The following is a 25,017-nucleotide window of genomic DNA, read 5'->3' on the forward strand; positions in this document are numbered from 1 at the left end:
AAAGATGACTTTAACGCCAAAGAGAGCTCAAGACTCGCTGATACAAATGACTGAACTGGTTTTACCGAATGATACCAATACATTCGGCAACCTGATGGGCGGTCGTTTGATGTACTGGATGGACATCGCAGCGGCACTGGCCTGCATGAAACACTGTAGCGCGCCAGTAGTAACTGCTTCCGTAGACAACATATCTTTCGAAAATCCCATTAAGCTGGGCAATGTGGTACATATTGAATCTAAAGTAAGCCGTGCCTTCAATACTTCTATGGAAGTACATATGAGAGTGTGGGGAGAAGATCCTGTGCAACAGTACCGCTATAAATCCAATGAAGCTTTCATGACATTTGTAGCCCTCGATCCAAATGGTAATTCCCGGCCGGTACCAGGTATTATCACTGATACAGAAGAAGAAAAAAAATTATATGAAGGTGCGTTGCGCCGCCGTCAGCTCCGGTTGATACTCGGTGGTAAAATGAAACCGGAAGATGCAGATGAATTAAAAGCACTGTTCTTCGAAAAGATCTAGTTGTAAAAGATCCGCCCTGGGCGGATCTTTCTTTTATATTTTTACATCTCTCCCTCCCACTCTTTATAAAAACGCTCCAGGAAAACTTCCATAAAAGCGTGCCTTTCTCCTGCCAACTCCCTGCCGGTGTTTGTATTCATTCTGTCCTTCAGCAGTAATAGCTTCTCATAAAAGTGGGTAATGGTAGGCGCTGTACTATTTTTATATTCTTCCTTCGTCATATTTAAGTTAGGCTGTACAGCAGGATCATAGATGGCCCTGTTTTTAAATCCACCATAATTGAATGCCCGCGCAATTCCCATGGCACCAATGGCATCGAGCCTATCCGCATCCTGTACCACGGCCAGTTCTATTGAATAGTATTTTACTTCCTGGTTGCCGCCTTTAAAAGAAATATGACGGATAATGTTTTCTACGGCCGTGATAATATCGGCGGGCACTTCCAGTGATTGCAGGAAAGCCACTGCCTTGGCGGGTCCTATATTTTCATCGCCGTTATGAAATTTCGAATCGGCTATGTCATGTAGTAATGCCCCCAGCTCTACCACCAGTTGATTCACGGTTTCTTTCGCCGCAATATGTCTGGACTGTTGCCATACTCTGTAAATATGCCACCAGTCGTGGCCTCCTTCTGCGCCTGCCAATTCCGTCTTCACATAATCTACTGTAGCAGCTATAATTTGTTCATGATTCATAGCTACAATAATATTTAATTTTCGTCACTCTTCTGATTTGGAAAAAACAATCTTGTTGCAGTATGCGTTAGTAAAAGTATGATACAAATTAAACGCGTATACGACGACTATGCAGACACAGACGGCTATCGCATTCTGGTAGACCGGCTCTGGCCCAGAGGCCTTACCAAAGAGAAAGCGCATGTAGATGAATGGGCCAAAGAAATAGCGCCCAGCAACGAACTACGTGAATGGTTTCATCATGATACCACACGGTTTGCTGAATTCAAAACGAAATATTTGCAGGAATTACAGGAGAAAAAAGAGTTGTTGGCCGATATCAAAAAAAGAGCGCAACATCATCGGGTAACTTTGGTCTACGGGGCAAAAGACGAAACAAACAATCAGGCGCAGGTACTATTATCGCTGCTCCAAAAATAATTTACACTTCTTCACTTTCGGGCTTTACCAGCACATCTGTGATGCTGTTCAGCTTTTTCACCTTGCTGGCAAAATCGCCGGATAATTTATCACGGATCAGTGATAATTTGTTGAGTACTTCATCCAGCGTATCCGGAATAGCTTCCTGCAATACCTGTTTGAGGCGCTTGGCAATGGTAGGTGATTTACCATTGGTAGAGATAGCGATTTTGAGATTTCCTTTTCTGACAATAGAGCCCAGGTAAAAATCACATAACTCCGGTGTGTCGGCCACATTGATCAGCACCTTGCTGCATTTGGCTTTCTCCCATACATGATAATTAAAGTCTTTGTCGTTGGTAGCAGCGATGACCAGGTCTTTCCCCAGCAAATCGCCACAGGAAAAGGATTTCTGCACCAGGGCGATATTCGGATACTGGCGCGTGAGCGCTTTCAGTTCAGGCAAAAAATCCAATGACACGATGGTGATGGTTGCATCCGGGCAATTCTCCAGCATGGCATTGGCTTTTTCCAGTCCGATATTTCCACCGCCTACGACGAGTACATGCAGGCGGTGCAATTTGAAAAACACCGGGAATAATTGGTTTTCTTCCATTATACGGCAATTTTAAGTTCTGCTGACACCTTGGTTTTTAAGGCCTGGAAGGCTTCGTGGAAACTTACCACTTCACCAATTACCAGTACCGCAGGGTTGTGCAGATCATGCGTAGCGGCTATTTCCAGCAGGTCGGCCACGTTGCCTACGCCCATTTTCTGGGTGGGTAGCGTACCATTCTGGATAATAGCGGCGGGGGTATTCCCTTTTCCTGCTGCGCTGTAGATCTGTGCAATTTCTGCTAATTTACTCATTCCCATCAGGATAATCACGGTAGTGTTGGCACTGATAGCATGGTCCAGGTCGCGGGATAAATTGCCGTTCTGTGTGTTTCCAGTAATCACCCAAAAGCCTTCGCTGACGTTGCGCGCCGTTACCGGAATTTTGTTCACACCCGGTACAGAAATGGCGCTGGAAATCCCGGGAATTACTTCCGCCGTAATCCCGAACTGTTGGGCAAAAGCAATTTCTTCCTGACCACGGCCAAATACAAAGGAGTCGCCTCCTTTCAGGCGTACTACACTGCCATAGGTCAATGCATATTTTACAATCATCCTGTTTATTTCATCCTGCGAATAAACGTGCATGCCTGCACGCTTACCTACAAAACGACGAAGGCAGTTAGCCGGCGCATGGTCCAGCAGTTCGTTGCTGGACAATGCGTCATAAAGGATTACTCTGGCGTTTTGAATGGCTTTTAACCCTTTAACAGTGATCAATTCCGGATCTCCTGGGCCTGCACCTATCAATGTGAGTTTGGGTTGTATATTTTGCATGAGTTGGTTTTTGTGTGGATGATTGAATAATTACGCCTGCACCAGTTCGCTCGTTTTCTGGCGATATACCTGTGCTGCCTTGTAAAAACTGTGTGCCTGTTCGAAATAAGTTTTCGCGAAACTTTCCGTTGGCTCGTTCGCGTTAATCTGCAACACCACTGATTTAAAATCAGGATCGAAGCTGAATTTGCCGGTCGCTACAAAGTGTTTATCGAAATCGTTGATGATACCAATTTGTGTATTACCGCTTACGCCTTCTCCCAGCAGCAGGGCTTTTGCACCTTGTACAAAAGAAGAATACGTATGATAAATACCATCGGCATAAGCACCGTTAATGATGGCTGCGCTGGCCAGTTCTATCTTTTCTTCTGCTTCCAGCAGCAAGGTAGCTACCAGGTCGATGATCACTCCCGCACACTCTCCGACGCCAATGGCTGTGGCATAATCCTGTGCCTGGCCCCAGTCAACAAAGTCGCCGGCGGTGAGGGTAGTAAGATCTGCCAAAGGTTTCAGCAACTCGTAGAAATATTTTTCGCCCTGACGATCGTAATATTCATTGAACAGTTCATTTTCGCCGCCATTGATTTCGTAGTCGTGGAGCAAGCTGCGTAATACATCCGGGCCGCGGCGGCTGGGTACTTTTATCACCTTATCGGCTACACGACCAGCGCCATCGCCAACAATACCACCACCAAGGAGTACCTGCAGGGCGGGCAGTACTTTACCAGCGCTTTTCATGGAGCTACCATGGAAGCCGATGCTGGCAATACCGTGCTGGCCGCAGGAGTTCATGCATCCGCTGATCTTAATTTTGATGTCTTTATTATAAATGAGGTCTGGAAATTCATCTTTGATCACCTCTTCCAGCACTTTTGAAATGCCTGTGCTGCTGGAGATACCGAGGTTACAGGTATCTGTACCGGGGCAGGCAGTGATATCGGCGATGCTGTCGAATCCTGGTTCTGCGAAACCGGCCGCTTCCAGTGCGCTGTATACATAGGGCAGGTGTTCCGGCAATATGTATTTGAGCAACAAGCCCTGGTTGGCGGTAACGCGTACATCATCTGCAATCACGGGGCGCAGTGCTTCAATCAGCTGACGGCTGATAGCGGAGCCGATGTTACCCAGGGTGATTTTCACGTACGCACCGAAGTAGCCTTTTTGTTTTTGTTCGAATACGTTGGTGATTTTCCACGCTTCGTATTTCTTTGGATCTTTGATGCTGTAAGTGGGCACTGTACCGATTTCCGGAGGAGCGGTGGCTACCCAGGCATCTGCATCAATAGGTACACTTTTTACCTTTACTGCTTTATATTCTTCCTTAATCAGGCGCTCAAATTCCTCTATTCCTATTTTCTGGATAAGGAATTTCATGCGGGCTTTGTTTCTGCTGGTTCTTTCGCCATAGCGATCAAATACGCGCAGTACATTTTCAATATAAGGGAGGAGCAAATCTGTTTCGAGGAATTCGTATACGGTTTTAGCGAGAAAGGGTTGTGCGCCCAAACCGCCGCCTACCAATACTTTGAAGCCGCGTACTTCTTTGCCGTCTATGATTTTAACTTTAGGGATCATGCCGAAGTCGTGCATAAAAGACCAGGCAGTATCTTTATCGGAAGAAGAAAAAGAGATTTTTATTTTACGTCCCATTTCCTGGCTTACCGGGTTACGGAGGAAATAACGGAAGGTAGCATCTGCGTAAGGTGTTACATCAAATGGTTCTTCCGGATCAATACCAGCGCGGTCTGAGGCGGTTACGTTACGCACGGTATTACCGCAGGCTTCGCGGATGGTGATGCTATCTTCTTCCAGTTTTGACCAGAGTTCAGGGGTTCTATCGAGGCTCACGTAGTGAATCTGCACATCCTGGCGGGTGGTGAGGTGCAGGTTGCTGGTGGCATATTCATCAGAAACTTCGGTGATGCGGTTCCATTGTTGCAGGGTCATTTTACCGTAGGGTAATTTGATGCGCACCATTTGTACACCAGGCTGACGTTGTCCATACACTCCTCTTGCCAAACGGAGGCTACGGAATTTTTCGTCCGAAATAGCGCCTTCGCGGAACAGGCGAATCTTCTTCTCCAGGTCTATAATATCTTGTTGTACGATCGGATTTTCCAATTCTGTTCTGAAGCTTTGCATAAAATGTATTTTCAGGTGGTGGTAAAAGCAATTTTTATAATCCTGGTTGGGGGTTGCTGGTCGTTCGTATTAAAATCAAAAAGCCCCCGGGTATTTGCGGAGGCCTCGTATAATGATGATTTACAGTAAGCTGATCACTGATCTTCCTTATTACACGCGCCTCGCAGGTGTTGTTAAACAACAACGGTTACTGCGACACATTTTCATCCCATTACCCATATTCCCTATAATTTTAGTAGAGTAATACAAAGATATAAATGCAGCCCATCTTTCCAAAACTTTTTTAGCATTTAATAAGGCACCAAAAAGGGGGGAAATTGGCGGCTGGCGGGGGGGAATATGGAAAGGCGTATATAAATGCGGCACCACAAAGGAATTGGCGGGAATTTGGCGGCGGGTAGGCGCAGCGGGGTAATAACCAAATTTTATCCGGTATAACATATTGTTATGGGGGAGATGGATACCGCCGGATAGTTTCCGGAACTACGTATCAATTCCACTGGCATCTGCCCGCAGTTCTTCTTATCTTTGCCGCGCATTAAAGGAAGTATATGTTAGACACGGTAATATTTGATATGGATGGCCTGCTGATAGATTCAGAACCATTATGGGGTATCGCTATGCGGAAGGTATTTGCTACTGTAGGCGTGCAGCTTTCCCCTGAGCTGACTCATTTAACCACCGGGTTACGCACCAAGGAAGTGGTGAGCTATTGGCATAACTATTATAAATGGGAAGGAAAAAGTTCCGAGCAGGTAGTAACTGAAATAATCGACAGCGTTATTGCGAAAATCATCGCCGAAGGTGCACCTATGGAGGGTTTACATTATATCCTGCAGTATTTTAAAGAGAAAGGGTTCAAGATAGGTTTGGCTTCTTCTTCTCCCCTGCGCCTGATCAATGCGGTACTGGATCATTTACAGATAAAAGACGCTTTCCAGGCCGTATATTCCGCTGAGTTTGAAGATTATGGCAAACCGCATCCAGCCGTGTATCTGGCCTGCGCCAAGGCGCTGGGCAGCGATCCGCTGGACTGTATTGCATTCGAGGATTCTGTTACCGGTATGACTGCTGCCAAAGCGGCGCGCATGACCACCGTGGTGGTGCCGGAAGCGCATAACCGGAAAGATCCGCGTTATTCGCTGGCAAACCTGCAACTGGATAGCCTGCTGGAATTTAACGACGCCAAATTATCTTTATTGATCAAATAGATTTTTTTAAGAGCCGTAAGCATAAAGCGGAAAGCAAAAAGCTATTGAAGCGAATGACAAGTGTGGAGAAGTAATTTTGAACTACCGCTCTGGTTATTCGCGTCAATAGCTTTTTGCTTTCCGCTTTATGCTTTTAGCTGCCATGAAAATACAATCTCCATGAAAATCATCGACCTCTCCAAAACGATTGCTTACAATAAGCAAGATCCCTGGTTTATGCGGATCAAAATAAAGCACAAAACACATAAACAGAGTAAAGGCCTGATCCGGTTTTTCATTGGACTCCCGGCAAAGCTTTTCCCTAAAGGATTTGAGGGATGGGCAGATGATAAAATCATTGGCATGGGTGTACATGCCGCCACCCATATTGATGCGCCATGGCATTACGCACCTACGGTGAATGGCCAACCAGCCAAAACCATTGATGAAATACCTCTGGAATGGTGTTATGGCAATGGGGTGGTACTGAATATGACACACAAAGCGGATTTTGAAGAAATAACGGTAGCGGATATACGTGCGGATCTTGAAAAAAGTGGCGCCGTGATTACACCGGGAACAATTGTATTAATTCATACGGGGCGCGATCAATATATCGGCACAAAGGAATATCCCATGCGCGGCACAGGCATGAGTGCGGAAGCCACGCACTGGCTCATAGATCAGGGGGTGAAAGTAATGGGGATTGATCAGTGGGGATTTGATTTACCGCTGAAATACATGGCACAGCAGGCGAAAGCCAATCAACGCGATAATTATTTCTGGCAGGCACACCTGGTAGGGCAACAAAAAGAATACTGCCATATGGAGCAGCTGGTGAACCTTAGCGCATTACCGGCTTATGGTTTTAAAGTGAGTGTATTTCCGTTGAAGATAAAAGGAGCCAGCGCAGCACCGGCGAGGGTGGTGGCGATATTTGAGTAAGCCGAAAGCATAAAGCGGAAAGCAAAAAGCTATTGAGGCGGATGACCAGAGCGGAAAACAATACTCGCTTAGATCATCCGCCTCAATAGCTTTTTGCTTTCCGCTTTATGCTTTCGGCTCAAAAAAAATCCCGCTCCGATGTTACTCGAAGCGGGATTTATTATTTAATGAAACGGGATCTTATTGTGCGCTTTTTTCTTCGCCACCTTCAGATTGTTTCAGTTTTTCTCTCAGTTCAGCTAAAGCACCCAGATCACCTAAAGTAGCTTTTTCTACTTTACCCTGGATGTTTTTCACTGCTTTACGAGTTTTGTCTGCTTCTTCTCTCTTCTCTTTCACAACAGCCTGTTTTTCTTCAGCCTGTGCTTTTTCCCAAACTCTGGTATGAGAAACCAGGATACGTTTTTCGGAGCGATCGAATTCGATGATCATGAATTCTTTCACGTCTTCAACGTTAATTGGTTTTTCATCTTCAGTTCTCAGGTGACGAGCAGGAGCGTAAGCTTCCAGACCGTACTGCAGTTGAACAGTAGCACCTTTATCATCTTTCTTCACAACAGTACCTTCGTGTACGGAGTTGATCGGGAAGATAGTTTCGAAGGTGTTCCATGGATCTTCTTCGATCTGTTTGTGACCGAGGCTCAGTTTGCGGTTGTCTTTGTCAATACCCAGGATCACTACATCTATTTCGCTACCTACTTTAGTGTATTCAGATGGGTGGTTGAAACGTTTAATCCAGCTCAGGTCAGAGATGTGGATCATGCCACCGATACCAGTTTCCAGTTCAACGAATACGCCATAAGGAGTGATGTTTTTCACGATACCTTTGTGACGGCTTTCAACTGGGAATTTAGTTTCGATAGTAGACCATGGATCTTCTGTCAGTTGCTTGATAGACAGGCTCATTTTGCGCTCGTCTTTGCTCAGGGTAACTACCACTGCTTCGTATTCTTCTCCTAATTTGAAGAATTCTTTAGCGTTGATAGGGGTAGAAGCCCAGGAGATTTCAGATACGTGAACCAGACCTTCAACACCTGGCATGATTTCCAGGAATGCACCGTAGTCTTCGATGTTAACTACTTTACCTTTCACTTTAGCACCTTCGGTGATAGTAGCTGGTAAAGTATCCCATGGATGCGGAGTCAGTTGTTTGTAGCCGAGGCTTATGCGACGTTTTTCGTCATCGAAGTCAAGCACAACAACGTTGATTTTCTGATCCATCTGGAGCACTTCGCTCGGATGGGAGATACGGCCCCAGCTGATATCGGTGATATACAGCAAGCCGTCCAGACCACCCAGGTCGATGAACGCACCGAAGTCGGTGATATTTTTGATAGTACCTTCCAGCACCTGGCCTTTCTCCAGTTTGCTGATGATATCCACTCTTTGTTGTTCGATATCGCTTTCGATGAGCGCTTTGTGGGAAACAACGGCGTTGCGGATGGTTTCGTTTACTTTCACCACCTTGAACTCCATAGTTTTGCCTACAAACTGGTCGTAATCGGTAACTGGTTTCACATCGATCTGTGAACCTGGTAAGAATGTTTCCATACCATACACGTCTACGATCAAGCCGCCTTTGGTTTTGCTGGTAACAGTACCAGTAACCACTTCGCCTGTTTTGTAAACTTCCACGATTTTTTCCCATGCACGTTTTTGACGAGCTTGTTTACGGCTCAGGTGCAGGTTACCATCGCGGTCTTCTTTTTCCACTACCAGTACTTCTACTTCGTCACCGATGCGCAGACCTGGTAAATCACGGAATTCGTTCAGAGAGATCAAACCATCAGATTTGAAACCGATGTTGATAACTACGTCTGTGTTGGTTAAACCTACAACAGTACCTGTCAGCAGGCTGTTTTCTTCAAACACTTTGAAAGTGCTGTCATAAGTCAGATCGTACTTTGCTTTTTCTTCTTTGCTGTAAGAAGAAACGTTACGTTTGTCAACGCTCCAGTCGAAATCGTCGTGTGCGGTTTCAACTTTAGCTACAGGAGCCTTTGGTGTCGCTGTTTCAGCCGCAACTGCCTGCGGTGCCTGTTGTTCAGCGTTTTGTTCGTTAGAAATGTTGTTTTCGCTCATAAAAAATTGAAAATTTAAGCCGGAATACCCGGACTCCCTGTTTTATGGGACGGCAAAAATACGAAAAAATACCCGTTTATCCGCATTTTTATTGAAGAAAAGCCCTATTCCCTGCCGGATAGGGCGCAGTTTTCAGATATTTTTTAAATGTATGATTGATTTTTACACTACGACAAAAAATTAACCTGCGTAAACAGGCATTTTTTTTGACAAAAAAGCAACCAGAAAGCGGATTTATTGTTGATATAACAAGAAGAGGGAACTGTTATTTATTTGCAGTGGTGCGGCTTATTTTTCCTTCATTCAAAATGTTAATTACTATTATTTAATCCCGGATTTTATTTTAATTTGTGTATATGAACGGGACCTCTTTTCAATCGGATATTCGCTATTGGCTCAGGCAAGGTAATACGGTGAACCATTTGTTATTCTGGAACATCGTGGTATTTCTGGGGATTAACATCATACGTCTTATTGCTTTTCTGACCAAACAACCCGCTCCACTTATATGGGCCTATGATCAGCTGGCCATGCACGTGCCGCTGAGCGCCTTTATATTAAAGCCATGGGGACTCCTCACCTACATGTTTACACACGAGGAAATATTCCACGTGTTGTTTAATATGATTAATCTTTACTGGTTCGGTAACCTTTTCCGTGACTTCCTGGGTAATAAACGGGTGCTCCCGTTATATCTGCTGGGAGGTATTGCCGGTGGCTTGTTATATCTTTTAAGCAGCGTCTTATTTCCAGGGTATGTAGGCAGCACCATGATAGGCGCTTCTGCTGCTATCATGTGTATTTTAGTGGCAGCCGCTACTTTAATGCCCAATTATGAGATAGGGCTGATGTTTTTTGGCAGCGTACGACTGAAATGGCTGGCCATTGCACTGGTAGTATTGGGACTGATCTCTATTCCCAATGGTAACATTGGCGGGTTGATTTCCCACATGGGAGGCTCCCTCCTGGGCTTTCTCTATATCCGCACCCTGCAGGCCGGCACCGATCTCTGTAAACCTCTGATCTGGTTATTTGACGCCAACACCCGCCGGGAAAACCGGCAAGCTGCCCGCAAATTCAAACCTAAAAAGTCGCCGTTGAAAGTAGTCAAGAAAGCAGACGATGCTAACCCTTCCCGGCTGGATCAACTATTGGATAAAATCAATGAAAAGGGCTATCAGAGTCTGAGTGCAGAAGAAAAAGCCTGGTTAGACAAAGTGAGCAAAGAAAACTGATTAACTTTGTCGCTCAATTTCCGCCATTAACACATGAAGACATTTAACGTTCCCGTCATATATCGCAGTCCGCTGATCAGCGCCATTAAAAATCAACGCAAGCAGCAGGACCGCATGAAAAAAGACTTTTCTCCTACTGAACTGGACTTTGGTCCGATCAAAATTTTGCTGGCCCGCCACTTTGGATTTTGTTACGGCGTAGAAAATGCCATCGAAATTGCCTTCAAAACCGTAGATGAAAATCCGGACAAACGCATTTTCCTGCTCAGTGAAATGATCCACAACCCGCATGTGAACAATGATCTGCTGGACAGAGGCGTACAATTTATTATGGATACTTCTGGCCGCCAACTGGTACCCTGGGAACAACTGCAGCCCGATGATATTGTGATCATCCCTGCTTTTGGCACCACCCTGGAAACAGAAAAACAACTGGCCTCACTGGGTATAGAACCACTGAAATACAATACCACCTGCCCTTTCGTAGAACGGGTATGGAATAAAGCAGAACAAATCGGACAAAAAAACTACACCGTCATTGTACATGGCAAGCCTAAACATGAGGAAACCAGAGCTACCTTTTCCCATAGCCAGGCCGGTACCCCCACGATAGTAGTAAAAGATATTAAAGAAGCTTCCCTGCTGGCAGAATTTATTACCGGCGAGCGGCAGCCCGAAGAATTCTATGATCTGTTTAAAGGCCAGTATTCTACCGGTTTTGATGCAGCCAAAGACCTGCAACGCGTGGGTGTAGTGAACCAAACTACGATGCTGGCTACCGAAACACAGGCCATCGCCGATTATATCCGTCAGGTAATGGTGAACACTTTTGAACTCACTGAGGCTACTACCGGCGAAAGATTTGCAGATACCCGCGATACACTGTGCTACGCTACCAACGACAACCAAACTGCCGTTACCGGTATGCTACTGGAACCAGCAGATCTGGCGATTGTGGTGGGCGGCTATAACAGCTCCAATACTTCGCACCTGGTGGAACTGTGTGAGGAAAAATTGCCTACCTATTTTATCTCATCTCCCGAACATATGCTTTCCAGCACTACCATCAATCACTGGGATTTCCATCATAAAAAAGAAATTAACGGCGATACCTTTCTGCCTCAAAAAGACCAGGTGACCATATTACTGACCAGTGGCGCTTCCTGTCCGGACGCCCTCGTTGAAGGAGTGATCCGCCGGCTGCTGTCCTTCTACGGACTGGAGCACAAGGCGGATGAACTGGCCACAGTTTAACAATATAAACTATATGTAGATTACTCTTATCTTATAAGATATAACAAAAAAGACACCACGAAGGTGTCTTTTTTCTTTGGGGCTAATCACGCTAGTAATGCAGAGTATAAAATCTTTATATTGTGTTAATATTGAAATCGTAATTCAAAAGTAGTCTATCTATAATATGCCCGCAATAGCCATTTATTATATGGTAGGTAAATAGCTATAACTGGCATAAAAACGAATAAAATCGGAACGGGCTTTTTAAAATCCTATTTAGAACTGCATCGCTTTCTTTAAAAAGTCAGCCTTTCTTCTTCTGGAAACTTCTACCTGTGTGCCATCGCTCATCAGGGCAAAACCGCCTTCACCTTGTATATAAGACTGCATTTGCTGCATATTGATCAGGTGTGAATTATGTACCCGGAAGAAGTCCACATCCGACAGCAGCTCTTCGAACTCCTTCAGTGGACGGGATACCATCAGGTTCTTTTTATCCGTAAAGAAAATGCGGGTATAGTTCCCGGTAGACTCGCATCGCACAATGTTTTGCACGGGCATAAACACGAGGCCATTGATAGTAGGCAGCGCGATTTTTTTATGTGTTTGCTGCAACGTTTTCATGTTTTGCAGGAATACATCCATAGGAGAAGTGCCCTGCTGATCTTTGACACGATTGCTTTTTCTTTCTCTGCACTTATCCAGTGCATCCTGTAATTCCTTTACACTAAAGGGTTTCAGCAGGTAATCCAACGCATTAAACTTAATGGCTTTCAAAGCATATTGCTCATAAGCTGTCGTAAAAATGACGTCGAAAAATACTTTCTCAAATAATTTCAACAGCTCAAACCCATTCTGGTAGGGCATTTCCACATCCAGAAATACCAGGTCAGGTTGTAATTCATCTACCAGCTCTTTCGCGTCCCGTACACTTTTAGCAGTAGCAATTACCTGTACACCAGGACACTTTTTCTGTAACATTGTTTGCAGGGCATCTATGCAATGTTGTTCGTCGTCAACAATGATAGCTTTGATTTCGCTCATACAATTAACTTTCAGCTATTCGCTGTTTTATGGTTTAAGGATGAAGTGTGGTTTCTAAAATGTGCCTCGTTAAAATATAAATTCAGCGGGCAATACAATCGTCACTTTGGTGCCGATGCCTTGCCCGGCCTCATCTTCCAGGTCTGTTACCATGACCCTGGCGTCTTTATTATTAATTTTCCGGATCAGGTCTATCCGGCCTTCAGTCACCTTCATGCCCACTGAATTGTGCAGGCGTCCTTTTCTGTCTTTTATTTCCATCGCTTTCTTGCGGCCTATCCCGTTATCTGTAATAGTACATACGAGGCTGCGATTCTTTAAAACAATATCTATGGTCAGTGATCCTTTTTCCTCCGGTAACTTATGTACGAGTCCGTGCCAGATAGCGTTTTCCACATAGGGTTGCAGGATCATTGGCGGGATCAGTACTTCTTCGTCATTAATTTCGGGATCAATATTAAAGTAGTAGTCGAAAATACCATTGCAGCGCAATGATTCCAGGTCAAGATACAACCTTAAAGATTCCAGTTCCTTATTTAAAGTAACAAAAGTATGCTGTGTATTGTCGAGGATCAGGCGCATGAGCCGGGAAAACTTGGTCAGGTAGTCGGAAGCTTCTTCCTGGTTATTACTCCAGATATAACGATGAATGGAGCTGAGGGAATTAAAAATAAAGTGAGGATTCATCTGGGAGCGCAGCGAGCGAAGTTCCAGTTGCAAGGTTTGCTTTTTCGCCTGCAGGTTACGGTGACGGATATAGAAAAACCCGCCTACTACCGCCATTAACAGGAAGGCGGCCAGGAAAAAGGTAGTGGTTACATTTCGCCTGGTACGTAGTTCGTTGACCATTTTATCGTGCTCCAAACCGCGAATCTGATTATCTTTCCGGTCAACCTCATAAATGGTACGCATCTGTGTGAGGGCCATGGCAGAGCGTTCATCGAGAATACTATCTTTATACAACAGGGATTTATCGGTTGCTTCCAATGATTTTTTAAAATCGCCGCTCTCCTTGTAATCTTCTGCCAGGGCTTTGTACGCATCCATCAGCATGGACTTAAATCCCCAGAAAGTACTGATATGAATGGATTCCATCATATTGTCGCGGGCTTCCTCATGCCTTCCCTGTGCTCCCAGTAATTTTCCGATACTCAGGTAGCTTTCAGCCACATGTACTTTATCATCTACCTTATCATTTACCTCCAGCGCTTTCTCCAGGTATTCCATGGCGGTGGCGTAATCCTTCTTTTCCTTATAAGCAGCACCCAGCGCGTTGTAGCAAATGGCCATCCCAATGGGGCGGTCCATTTTGAGATTCATATTCAGGGAGCGTTTATAATACTGAATGGCCAGGTCCAGCTTGTTTTGGCCCTGGTATGCGTATCCCAGGTTTCCCAGGTTGATGGCTACGCCCAACTCATTGTGACTTTTTTCTTCGAGCTCCAGTGCGTGGTTAAAGTGAGCGATGGCATCATCGTACTTTTCGGTAGTAAGCTGTATGTTGCCGATACTGTTGGTGGCAACGCAGATATTGCGGATATCGTTGATTTTTTCGGCCAGCACCAGCGCCCTCAGATGGTAATCGAACCCTTCCTGCAGTTTATCCTGCCGGCGACAGTCCACCCCTGCATTATTGAGTGCGAAAACGATGAGGGGCGTATCTTTTGCCTCTTCTGCCGCTTTCAGGGCTTTTTCGTGATAATCTTCCGCTACGATATAGAGCGATTTATTCCGCTTATTGGTACCGATTTCATTATATGCCGCAGCAATTCCCTTCGTGTACTTAATACGTTGCGATACATTCAACGCCTCCTGCAGGAAGCCATTTTCCTGCTTATGAGATTCGAAATAGCGGTTATTGGCGGCGCCAGTTTTAAGCAACAAGGATACTTTAGCGGTGTCATTGGGGAGCGTACGAATAGAATCCATTAATCTGGACATTCGCAGGGAATCCTGCGCTATCGTTCCTGTAGTGACTCCCAGGAGGAGCAGGAACAAAAAACATACACCTTTAATAGACATTGGCTGGTCTGTGAGACAACACAATTTAAAAAAGAATTATGAATAACCTGCAAGTAGTACTACGCATAATAATCCACTGACAATCAAAAAGTTTTAAAAAAGCGAAAGGGCGAAAGAATTCGCCCCTTCTTCCTATTAACCGAATACACCTACTGAAAATATGGGACGGCCATGGCGAACCACGCCATCCCACATTACCTTTAAATGCCTGAAAGTAGCGGTGATACTACAGTCGGCTGAATTTTATATAATAGCAATTTATAATCGGTTAATAGCAAAGGGTCCTTGTGGATATAGCTAGGATAAGACCTTTTCCGAAAGCACGGTATATGATAACGCGTGTTACGCACTTGTTCTATTGTCTTATTCAGTCGGGTCAACAGCACGAAATCGTTGGCACTAATGACTTACTATATGAAAATTACCTAAGCAGTATTTTCAGAGAGGATAAGGTTGGGTATGCAAAATGTGCCTATAAAAGAGACAAGCATTTAACATGCAAATAAATTCTGTTGGAAATTCGGGAGGATGTGGAAAAATTATCGGGTTGTGGTAACATTAACAGCTACACGACAAATGTATAAAAGAGTTTTAATAAAAGAAAATAATATTTTATGAGGAGTGCGCCATTATTGCATCCTCTACCCATTGCATCACTAATTGCAGCTGGTCTTCCAGGTTTAAGTGGCTGTTATCCAGGATAATAGCGTCATCTGCTTTGCGTAATGGACTTATTTCCCTGTTGGCATCAATATAATCTCTTAATTCGAGGTTTTGTTTTACTTCATCCAGCGTAATATTCTTGTTCTTCTCATACAGTTCTTTAAAGCGGCGCTGTACGCGGATGGCGATTTCAGCGGTCATAAAGATCTTCAGTTCTGCATGTGGGAATACTACGGTGCCGATATCGCGGCCATCCATTACGATGCCTTTGCGGGTACCCATTTTCTTTTGCTGTGCCACGGCAAAGTCGCGGACTTCCTTTACAGCGGCCACTTCGCTCACTTTCTCTGCCACAATCATTTCCCGGATCAGGTGTTCCACATTCTCATTGTTCAGGTACATTTCGCATAAACCTGTGAGAGAATTGGGCACAAAATCCAGGTGTACATCCTTCAGGGCAGTGGCTACTGCTTCATGTGAGATCCAGTCGATACGGTTTTGAATAAAATACAGGGTCACTGCACGATACATGGCACCGCTGTCTATATAGGTATAGTCCAGCTTTTTAGCCAATTGCTTGGCCAGGGTGCTTTTGCCACATGAAGAGTAGCCATCTATCGTGATGATTATTTTTTTCAAAACTATCTGTTTAAATGAATCGTCTATAGGGAAGAACGCTACAAAATTGCGCCAAATCAGCGAGAAAAACAAAGAAATTGGGAATTAGGATTTGTGGGGAGATGACAAGCGCAAGTTTTGCTCTCCTCTCCACACAAATCCATAACGCCAACGGCTATTGGGTGACTACCACCTTGCAGGTGTAGAGCACTTTCATTGTTTCTTTATGATAGATGACCAGGAAGTAAACGCCGGAAGGCATACCGGAGATATCGATGTCTTTGTCACCTTTCACATCGTATTTCTTCATTACCTGGCTCCATACGTCATGCAGCTCTATCTGCATATCCCCGCGGATACCCCGTACTTTCACCGTAAAGCGGCCATTGTTCGGGTTCGGGAATACGTTGATTTGTACAAACGGCGGTACTGCCCGGATTTCCGAATAGGTGACTTTGCCATTTTTGCCTACCGCCTTGATGCGATAGTAGGTCCAGTCGTCGTAATCATTCGGGTCCTGGTAGGTATAACTGAGTGGTGAGCTGCTATTGCCATTGATGGCTTTAGTAGGCACTGTTCCAATTTTGGTAAAGTTTTCGTCTCTTTCATAGCGACGTTCCACTTCAAATACCGCGTTAAATATTTCCTTGCTGGTGGTCCAGTCCAGCTGTACCATGGCCGGTGCAATGCGGTATGCTTCGAAGCTCAGGAACATGGCTGGTTTAGCGGAACCGAAGAGGGTGGTTTTGGCGAAATATTCGCTGCTGCCCAACTCCATGAAATGTCGCAGGTGCATGGTAGCAGGGCTGGACATGGAGCCGGTAGAAAGCGTACCTGCCAAAGGTTTATTAGGAATAAACGGCACGTTATCCCATACGCCGGTAACAAAGCGGGTAATGAAGCTGCTATCGCGATAGGTGGCGTAGGCGGGTAGTTCGTCGGTATCCAGGTGTTGCAGAATTACGTCTACCTCGCCGCCGGTGTTATCGTCGCGGCGGATGTTCCAGGTTTTATTGACGAAGCTGTCGGGGTAAGATGTACCGCCGGCGGCTACGGTGAATACGCTGTCGTATACTCTGGCGCCGATCATATCTTTTGCGCCGGTAATCAGCACGGCAGCGGGTGCATAGCTGTTATCATCTGTACCTATGGGGAAAACTACTTTACCTGCAGCGTTGTTGATACCAGCGCGGTATAGCAGGCCTCCGGCGATGCCTTTGCCGGTCACCACATAGCGGGCGTCGGAATAGCCGGTGATAGTGCCGGGATTTTTATCTCCTATCTGCAGTATCCAGCCATTCAGGTACAGGCGGCCGTTGGTAAACTGCAGGGCATTGCGGATTTTCAGATCGCTGAGGTCATCGAGCAGCAAACCTGCGCTGTTGCTGAGTTGCAGGTTAGGGAAGCTGGTACCCGTTTTGGTGATGAAGCTATAACCGCCGAATACTTTTTGTTGGCCTACACTGGTACCGCCGGAAAAATTGAAGGTACCGCCCGTGCCGGAAACGCCGTCGGCGCTTTCGTCTGGCAGCGTAGCGCCGCTTCCGTTAGTCCATCGTTTGCTGAGAAAGTAGAAAGTGGTATTAGGATTTGAACCGAGGATTCCGTTGTTTGTCATATCAGCAAAGATGCCTACGTTGGTATTGCCGGAGAGCCAAACGGTGGCTCCGGACGGGATGTAGACGCCTTGCTGGGCGGAGAGACTTTCCGCCAACAATAACAGTAACCATATCTTCAGGTAAATTTTCTTCATTAATTATTACTGAACGATGGTAAAATCACAGACTACTCCGGCAAAATTAGAAGTAGCATTCGTAGAGTTTACATTAGCAATGGTAACAGTTACCACCCCGGCTGTTTTAACAAAAGCAGCACCTATAATGAAGTTGGGGCCAGGATCAGCCCGGGGGCTCACGGTAACAATTGCTCCGGCGGCGGCATTAGGATAATTAAATGTTACCGTTGTAGTGCTGCTCTTTGTAATATTATTTTTAGGAGGCAAGGTAGCCACATCTCTTATCAGGTTATTAAATACAGTTCCGCCTATACCAAGCTTTACAGTCCCATTTACATCGAGGCTAGCTGCGGGGTTATTCGTTTTAATCCCTAACTCTTTTGCAGTATTATCCCAAAATAGATTACCTGGGTCCTGCGTCACTTCGGAGGTAGCATCACTTGTTTTGCCCGCGAATATAACACCACCGTCTGTGAAATTATTAGCGCCATTGGTTGTCACCAGTTTATACCAGGGATGAACACCAGCAGTTAATGGAGGTGGCGCTGCAGTGTTATTCTTCCATTCTCTTAAAGCCAGGGTATTCTTATCGAAATATAGTTGTGTTGTATAACCTGTATTTTGAAAGGACAGTACACTCCATGCCCAGGCACTCGTTCCGCCTGGACCATTCGTAACAACGCCCGAATTCGGACTTTGCCAGATTTTCATCCGGTATTTAGGATCGGGCGCATCTGCGTACGTAATATCATTGGTGGGATTACCTGAAGCATCTTTAAGATCTCCATAAGAAGCCCCACCAGTAATGTCATCAGCAGGTACATACATTGAAGTAGCGTTGTTCCATTTCAACAGCTGGCCATCAGTGGGAGCCGTAGTGGACACTACTTTATTTTGTATTTTATTGGCATTCCAGATATTTTTAGAACTATCTACGCTGATCGTCCAGCTGGGATTGGTAGAAAGTGTTTGCGTGCTGGAAGGCGCCAGTGCCATTACTCCTGAGCCGGGAATAATGGAAATTTTATTGGTACCATCCAGATAAGAAGGTGTGAAATATTCCAATGTGGTAGCGTTCTTCACTCTGATGAGATTACCAACAGCTCCAACGGTAGAGAGTCCGGTACCTCCAAGTGTAAGTGGTAATACGCCTGTGGTTATTTTGCTGGCATCCAACGCGGGGATATCAGTTGCTCCAAGGAGGCGAAAAGTTGGCGCTGCGGCTACACCTGTAGTGGGACCAGCGAAAACGGTATTTGCGTTTTGTGTTGCTAGCGTTGCGGTAATAGTACCATTGGCGGTAAGTGGCGAGCCTGTTACCGTGAACATAGATGGTAAGGTAAGTCCTATAGAGGATATTCCGCCAGTGGTGGGTGCTTTCGCGATCCATTGTGTGCCGTTATACGTGAGCACCTGGTCTGTTGCTGGTGCGGTAGCGAATGATACATTGTAGTCCGCTATTTTATTAGCATTCCATAACCTGCTAGCGTTGTTGGCATTCAAGGTACCAGTAGTAAGATCCAGGGTAGTGCCGAGCGTCAGGGCCGACACATCTCCATTCACATCTTTACCTAATATTTTTGTGGGGGTACTCAAATCATTGACTACACGCAGATTGGCGGTTTGCAGGCCATCTGTGAAGTTCTTCAGTCCTTTGAACGACTGGGCGCCGATGTTCATAAAACCAGGGGCGGTTAAGCTTGCATCAGGAATGGTGAGGGTATGTGTTCCTGCTGTGGTAGCAAGACCAAATGTACCAGCAGGGGTATACTTGAAAACTATGTTCTGGGCGGGAGTGGCGTCACTGTTGATAGATTGGATAGCGCTACCTGCAGGAATCAGTTTATTCCAATAGTTATTTGCTCTGACGCGGAAAGAGTTATCTGTGGTCAGGTATATGATCATCCCGTTAACCGGGGTAACGATCTGGGTAGTATCTGCGATGCGGGTAATTAACAAAGCCTGCTTGGTACTTTCCAGTTCAAGTAAAGCAGATTGTTTCAGCGTGGACGGATTAGTTCCCAGCTTTAATTGCTGTGCCAGTAATTGGTTACTGCCTAAGCAGCATAATATAATGGCACATACTTTTGCAAGCCCTTGCAGCTTCATACATCATCATTTAAGTAGCACAAAAGAGATGAAACGGCTACGGTTATACGTAGCCGTTTCCAATACCGTTCAACCTTATTTCTTAATAATATACCAGGTATCTGTACCGTTTGATTGTACAGTGATGTAAGTCCAGTCATTGTAGATGTTGATAGAGTTTCCATCTTCAATGTTCTGACCTGCCTGTGCCTGTATGGTAACAGGATTATCAAGTCTGTTGGTAGCGTCTGATGCTGCTTTTTTGATAGTGTAGATACGACCTTTTGTACCTGCAATGGAAGGCAACTTCACTGTTACAGGAGAAGTATTTTTTACCACTATGGTATAATCATTAGAAGTAACGCTATAGCTGGTGCTGCTGGTCACCTCAGTGATAGCCATGGATACGGAACCTTGTACCTGTAAAGTAGAGTTAGCAATGGCACTGGTGTCTCCCAGATTCAGGGTAGATTTAATCGCTACGTCATTTCCAAATCTTTTGTTACCTGCGAAAGATTGGGAAAGATTGCTTACCAGACCACCTGCAACAGAAGGATCTGCCATTGGAATGCTTACGTTTACATTATTGGTAGCGTCTTTTACCACTTTCAAATCTGTACCGGCATGATCTGAACTGAAAGTGATGTCTTTAAATGCAGTTAAGGGAAGATCTCTGGTGATGATTTCTTTAGCACTGTTGAGCATCAACACAGACACCTCATTGGTACCTGTAGCTACGCTACCCAGTGTTACAGTATTATCGAGCTTAGATGTACCATTTATTTCCACAGCACCGGTGATATTTGCACCACCTGAGGCAACGGTTAACATGTCGCCCAGTTTAGTAGTTTTGGTTACTTCGAAAGTACCAGTTACTTTGGAATTGCCGGTTACATCTGCACCACCTGTGGTAATTAACAGGCCATTTTCACCGGTAATTTTGCCATTAAATGTTTTATCTCCACCGAAAGTTTGTGTACCAGTAGAAACGCCACCAGGTGTTGTGAGTGTAGCTGCATTTAAAGCGATGGTAGGATTATTGGATGCGTCAGTTCCGAGGGTCAGACCTTTAGCGTCTCCGGTTGTGCTGAAAGCAGCAATTTGTAATGCTTTGGCAGCAGCTTTACTAAAAGTATTCCAATCCGCGTTGGTAAGCAAACCGACTGCCGGCCCACCTGTTGCACCGGTTTGTGTAGCGATGCTCAGTTTGTGAGTAGCGTCTACTCCAGGGTTATTGGTTGTAGTAAATTTATAATCTACTTCATTGTCTGTTTTGATCAGCTGAGTTAATTCAGTTTTACCATTGATGGTTAAATCAGCAAAAGCCGCTTTGGTCAATTGACGTTTGTATACTTTACCGGTTCCATCTACAATTACTGCTTCCAATAAAGATGCAGTAGCGTCGGTGGCGATGCCACTCAAAGTCAGTTTGTTTTTCACGGTCACATCACCGTTATCAATACGTATTCCTTCTACGTTATTCGCTTTCATCACGAAAGGAATATTGTTAGTACTTCCAATGAATTGTGTAGCAGCACTGGTCAGTGCGTTACCTAACAGGTCCCAGGAAGAGGCTTTGGTAGCCATTCTTTCCCACGTATTGCTATGTCTTACATAAAATCCTTCCTCGCCGGTTTTTGTCAGGTAGATGATCATCCCATCCGGAGGAGCGAGAGACGTCATTACAGAAGTATCTGCGATGCGGGTCAGCAGTAAACCTTGTTTATCGGATTCCAGCTCCAGGATAGCTGATTTTTGGATAGAGGTAGGATTCTTACCTACTTTCAGCTGGGCGTGTGCCTTTGTAGCAACGATGCTTACACCACCTATTAGCATAACACGAGCTACATTACGTAGAGATCTTCTCATAGATATAAGGATAAATAGTTAAGTCAAGTACACCTCCGACACGTCATTGCCGGTGTGAGGATATAAGGATAAATGAAAAAAATCGAGGTATAGTGGCGTTTGTCTAAGCTAGCACAAGTCTGTTCGAAATAATATCAAAAAACATAAATTATTCAAACCTAATAAATAATTATTTATACAGGTCATATAAAATACATACTGCAAATGTGATATATTAAATGTTTTTAAAAAATGACATGATCATACCATTTTTAGTATGAATAAGTCTGTGAGGTGGGGTGGAAAAATGGGAACCTAAAGGAGGAATACCAATTGCAGTGGGGCCATGCAAGTGGGTGAAGGCACAAGATTAGATTAATTCTGCTGCAAACTGTTATGTATTAGCCCAGGAATTAACATGTTCATGTTATAAATAAAAAGCCCGTCAAGGTAATTTACCATTGACGGGCTATGCTTTTATGATCAGCGTATCAGGTTACGCTTCTGATTTTTCGGATTTACTCTTGGAAGAGTTGTTTTTCAAGGTAAAGATCAGTTTTTGATTTTCCTTGTCCAGGTCAGCCACGAGTATATCGCCATCATGAATGTTCATGTTGAGTATTTCCTCTGCTAATGGGTCTTCCAGGTATTTCTGGATGGCTCTGTGCAGTGGTCTGGCGCCAAATTGCTGGTCGTAGCCTTTATCTGCGAGGAAGCCTTTGGCTTCATCGGTGAGTTCGAGGCTAAATCCGAGGTTATTCAGGCGTTTCAGCACGCTCTTCATGGTGATGTCAATGATCGTGTAGATGTGTTCTTTCGCCAATGAGTTGAAGATGATCACATCGTCGATTCTGTTAAGGAACTCAGGAGAGAAGGTACGTTTCAGTGCTTTTTCGATGACTGATTTGGTATTCTCTTCTTCGTTTACGGTTCTTGCACTGGTGGTGAAACCAACACCTGCGCCGAAATCCTTCAGCTGACGGGCTCCGATATTGGAGGTCATGATGATGAGGGTATTTTTGAAGTCCACTTTACGACCGAGGCCATCAGTGAGGATACCATCATCCAGTACCTGCAACAGGAGGTTATAAATATCCGGATGTGCTTTTTCAATTTCATCCAGGAGGATTACGGAGTACGGTTTGCGGCGCACTTTTTCGGTGAGCTGTCCACCTTCTTCGTAGCCAACATATCCCGGAGGAGCACCAATGAGGCGGCTTACAGAGAATTTCTCCATGTATTCACTCATATCGATGCGGATGAGCGCTTCGTCTGAGTCGAACATGTAGCGGGCCAGTGATTTGGCCAGCTCTGTTTTACCTACCCCGGTAGGGCCGAGGAATATAAAGGAACCGATTGGCTTTTTAGGATCTTTCAGACCTACGCGGTTACGCTGGATAGCTTTGGTGACTTTGCTGATAGCATCGTCCTGTCCAACCACGGCGCCCTTGAGATCTTCGCCCATGCGACGTAACTTCTCTGTTTCTGCCTGTACCATCCGTTTAACGGGGATACCGGTCATCATGCTAACAACTTCCGCGATGGCTTCTTCATCAATTGGGTAGCGTTTGTGCTTTACTTCTTCTTCCCACATTGCTTTAGCGCGTTCCAGGTCTTCACCCAGTTTCTTTTCAGTATCGCGCAGTGCAGCGGCTTCTTCGAAGCGTTGGCTTTTCACTACTTTATTTTTTTCCTGTTTGATGTCTTCAATCTGTTTTTCGAGATCGAGGATATTTTGAGGAACATTGATGTTTTTCAGGTGAACGCGTGCGCCTACTTCGTCGAGTACGTCAATAGCCTTGTCTGGCAGGAGACGGTCGGTCATGTAGCGGTCGCTCAGTTTCACGCAGGCATCAATAGCAGCGTCAGTATAGCTAACGTTATGGTATTCTTCATAACGAGGCTTGATGTTGTTGAGGATCTGAATGGTTTCATCCACGGTAGGTGGTTCCACCATTACTTTCTGGAAGCGGCGGTCGAGTGCGCCATCTTTTTCGATGTACATGCGGTACTCATCGAGGGTAGAGGCTCCGATGCATTGGAGTTCTCCCCTGGCGAGTGCAGGTTTAAAGATGTTGGAAGCGTCCAGGGAACCTGAAGCGCCGCCGGCGCCCACGATGGTATGAATTTCATCGATAAACAGGATTACATCTCTGTTTTTCTCGAGTTCATTCATGATGGCCTTCATTCTTTCTTCAAACTGGCCACGGTATTTGGTACCGGCCACCAGGGCGGCAAGGTCGAGGCTTACCACGCGCTTATCGAACAGCACGCGGGAAACTTTACGCTGCACAATGCGCAGCGCCAAACCTTCCACGATGGCGGTTTTACCCACACCGGGTTCACCAATAAGAATCGGATTGTTCTTTTTACGGCGGGAAAGTATCTGGGATACCCTTTCAATTTCCTGCTCGCGGCCAACAATCGGGTCTAAGCTGCCGCTCTCGGCCAGCTTGGTAATATCTCTACCAAAATTATCCAGTACGGGCGTCTTGGATTTGGTATTTGTCTGTTTGGCTTTGGATGCGTAACTCTTTCTTTCGTCCTCAAACTCTTCTTCGCCCGGATCATCAAATTCTGATTTAGGGTCCGCTGATTTTACAAAGCCCAGTTCGTTTTTAAAAGTATCGTAGTCCACGTCAAATTGTTGTAAGATTTGTGTACAAACGTTTTCCTTATTCTTAAGTATAGAAAGCATGAGATGTTCCGTTTCCACTGTTGCACTTTTCAATGCTTTAGCTTCTAATACGGTAACACGTATCACTTTTTCTGCCTGTCTGGTAAGCGGGAGGCTATTAATGTTAGCAATATTCTTTCCGGTCTTATCTTTTACAGCCAGTTCTACTTCCTTGCGTAACTCATACAGATCTACGTTCAAAGCCTGCAGAATCTTTACGGCCGTGCCTTCGCCTTCCCGAATAATACCTAACAGCAGGTGTTCAGTACCTATGAAGTCATTTCCCAGACGTAAAGCTTCCTCTCTGCTGAACGAAATGATCTCCTTAACTTGCGGTGAAAAATTCTGGTCCATTGTGAGATTATTAAATTATCAAAAACCCTTACGGGGGCTTGCTTAATACAATAATAACGAATAATTCTGACTTAAGATTACCGCGTTATGTGTCGGAATGAAGTTATTCCTTTTTTAGATTTA

General features: G+C 45.1%; 18 protein-coding genes. 6 read left to right on the plus strand and 12 right to left on the minus strand.

The window, feature by feature from the left end:
* Positions 1–4: 4 nt before the first annotated feature.
* Positions 5–529, plus strand: a complete 525-nt coding sequence (locus AC1DFM_RS00880) for an acyl-CoA thioesterase (RefSeq protein ID WP_089893755.1) — start codon at positions 5–7, stop codon at positions 527–529.
* 41 nt (positions 530–570) lie between these two features.
* On the opposite strand, the gene AC1DFM_RS00885 is transcribed toward AC1DFM_RS00880, so the two are convergent.
* Positions 571–1,224, minus strand: coding sequence for an HD domain-containing protein (locus tag AC1DFM_RS00885; RefSeq protein WP_477074838.1), 654 nt, complete (start codon positions 1,222–1,224; stop codon positions 571–573).
* Positions 1,225–1,302: 78 nt separating this feature from the next.
* On the opposite strand from AC1DFM_RS00885, the gene AC1DFM_RS00890 reads away from it, so the two are divergent.
* Entirely contained in the window at positions 1,303–1,644 is a 342-nt protein-coding gene (locus AC1DFM_RS00890) for a DUF488 domain-containing protein (RefSeq protein ID WP_477074839.1), read from the plus strand.
* 1 nt (position 1,645) lies between these two features.
* On the opposite strand, the gene AC1DFM_RS00895 is transcribed toward AC1DFM_RS00890, so the two are convergent.
* From AC1DFM_RS00895 to AC1DFM_RS00905, 3 genes are read right to left on the minus strand one after another with little or no spacing between them, the layout of a single operon-like run.
* The gene (locus AC1DFM_RS00895; protein ID WP_477074840.1) at positions 1,646–2,239 is read right to left on the minus strand and encodes a precorrin-2 dehydrogenase/sirohydrochlorin ferrochelatase family protein; all 594 of its coding nucleotides are present in this window, start codon (positions 2,237–2,239) and stop codon (positions 1,646–1,648) included.
* Complete coding sequence (gene cobA / locus AC1DFM_RS00900; RefSeq protein WP_477074841.1) at positions 2,239–3,015, minus strand: uroporphyrinogen-III C-methyltransferase; 777 nt, start codon at positions 3,013–3,015, stop codon at positions 2,239–2,241. Before cobA ends, AC1DFM_RS00895 begins: the two co-directional genes overlap by 1 nt.
* Positions 3,016–3,045: 30 nt before the next feature.
* Positions 3,046–5,157 carry a nitrite reductase gene (locus AC1DFM_RS00905; protein ID WP_477074842.1) on the minus strand — a complete coding sequence of 704 codons (2,112 nt, stop codon included), beginning with the start codon at positions 5,155–5,157 and terminating at the stop codon, positions 3,046–3,048.
* A 551-nt stretch (positions 5,158–5,708) separates the two neighbouring features.
* On the opposite strand from AC1DFM_RS00905, the gene hxpB reads away from it, so the two are divergent.
* Both hxpB and AC1DFM_RS00915 read left to right on the plus strand, forming a co-directional pair.
* Entirely contained in the window at positions 5,709–6,368 is a 660-nt protein-coding gene (gene hxpB, locus AC1DFM_RS00910) for a hexitol phosphatase HxpB (RefSeq protein WP_477074843.1), read from the plus strand.
* Between the two features lie 159 nt (positions 6,369–6,527).
* Positions 6,528–7,292 (plus strand): cyclase family protein, encoded by a 765-nt coding sequence (locus tag AC1DFM_RS00915; RefSeq protein ID WP_477074844.1) that lies wholly within the window; start codon positions 6,528–6,530, stop codon positions 7,290–7,292.
* Positions 7,293–7,472: 180 nt separating this feature from the next.
* Here AC1DFM_RS00915 and rpsA read toward each other — a convergent pair whose 3' ends face one another.
* Positions 7,473–9,374 (minus strand): 30S ribosomal protein S1, encoded by a 1,902-nt coding sequence (gene rpsA, locus AC1DFM_RS00920; RefSeq protein WP_477074845.1) that lies wholly within the window; start codon positions 9,372–9,374, stop codon positions 7,473–7,475.
* Positions 9,375–9,730: 356 nt separating this feature from the next.
* On the opposite strand from rpsA, the gene AC1DFM_RS00925 reads away from it, so the two are divergent.
* Together AC1DFM_RS00925 and AC1DFM_RS00930 are read left to right on the plus strand one after the other, a co-directional pair.
* A complete protein-coding gene (locus AC1DFM_RS00925) occupies positions 9,731–10,609 on the plus strand; it encodes a rhomboid family intramembrane serine protease (protein WP_477074846.1) in 879 nt (292 codons plus the stop codon).
* A 33-nt stretch (positions 10,610–10,642) separates the two neighbouring features.
* Positions 10,643–11,863, plus strand: a complete 1,221-nt coding sequence (locus tag AC1DFM_RS00930; protein WP_477074847.1) for a 4-hydroxy-3-methylbut-2-enyl diphosphate reductase — start codon at positions 10,643–10,645, stop codon at positions 11,861–11,863.
* 258 nt (positions 11,864–12,121) lie between these two features.
* On the opposite strand, the gene AC1DFM_RS00935 is transcribed toward AC1DFM_RS00930, so the two are convergent.
* The 7 genes from AC1DFM_RS00935 to AC1DFM_RS00965 all read right to left on the minus strand — a co-directional run bounded on the left by AC1DFM_RS00935 (position 12,122) and on the right by AC1DFM_RS00965 (position 24,894).
* On the minus strand, positions 12,122–12,889 hold the full coding sequence (locus AC1DFM_RS00935) for a LytR/AlgR family response regulator transcription factor (protein ID WP_477074848.1): 768 nt from the start codon (positions 12,887–12,889) through the stop codon (positions 12,122–12,124).
* 69 nt (positions 12,890–12,958) lie between these two features.
* Positions 12,959–14,911: a tetratricopeptide repeat-containing sensor histidine kinase gene (locus AC1DFM_RS00940; RefSeq protein WP_477074849.1), complete on the minus strand. Its 1,953-nt coding sequence runs from the start codon at positions 14,909–14,911 to the stop codon at positions 12,959–12,961.
* A gap of 612 nt (positions 14,912–15,523) precedes the next feature.
* Positions 15,524–16,213, minus strand: coding sequence for a (d)CMP kinase (gene cmk / locus AC1DFM_RS00945; RefSeq protein WP_477074850.1), 690 nt, complete (start codon positions 16,211–16,213; stop codon positions 15,524–15,526).
* Between the two features lie 154 nt (positions 16,214–16,367).
* On the minus strand, positions 16,368–17,945 hold the full coding sequence (locus tag AC1DFM_RS00950; RefSeq protein ID WP_477074851.1) for a T9SS type A sorting domain-containing protein: 1,578 nt from the start codon (positions 17,943–17,945) through the stop codon (positions 16,368–16,370).
* Between the two features lie 6 nt (positions 17,946–17,951).
* The gene (locus AC1DFM_RS00955) at positions 17,952–20,036 is read right to left on the minus strand and encodes a hypothetical protein (protein ID WP_477074852.1); all 2,085 of its coding nucleotides are present in this window, start codon (positions 20,034–20,036) and stop codon (positions 17,952–17,954) included.
* 75 nt (positions 20,037–20,111) lie between these two features.
* The gene (locus tag AC1DFM_RS00960; protein WP_477074853.1) at positions 20,112–21,884 is read right to left on the minus strand and encodes a hypothetical protein; all 1,773 of its coding nucleotides are present in this window, start codon (positions 21,882–21,884) and stop codon (positions 20,112–20,114) included.
* A gap of 475 nt (positions 21,885–22,359) precedes the next feature.
* Positions 22,360–24,894, minus strand: a complete 2,535-nt coding sequence (locus AC1DFM_RS00965; protein WP_477074854.1) for an ATP-dependent Clp protease ATP-binding subunit — start codon at positions 24,892–24,894, stop codon at positions 22,360–22,362.
* Between the last annotated feature and the right edge of the window lie 123 nt (positions 24,895–25,017).

It is taken from the genome of Chitinophaga sp. 05T412, assembly GCF_056396465.1.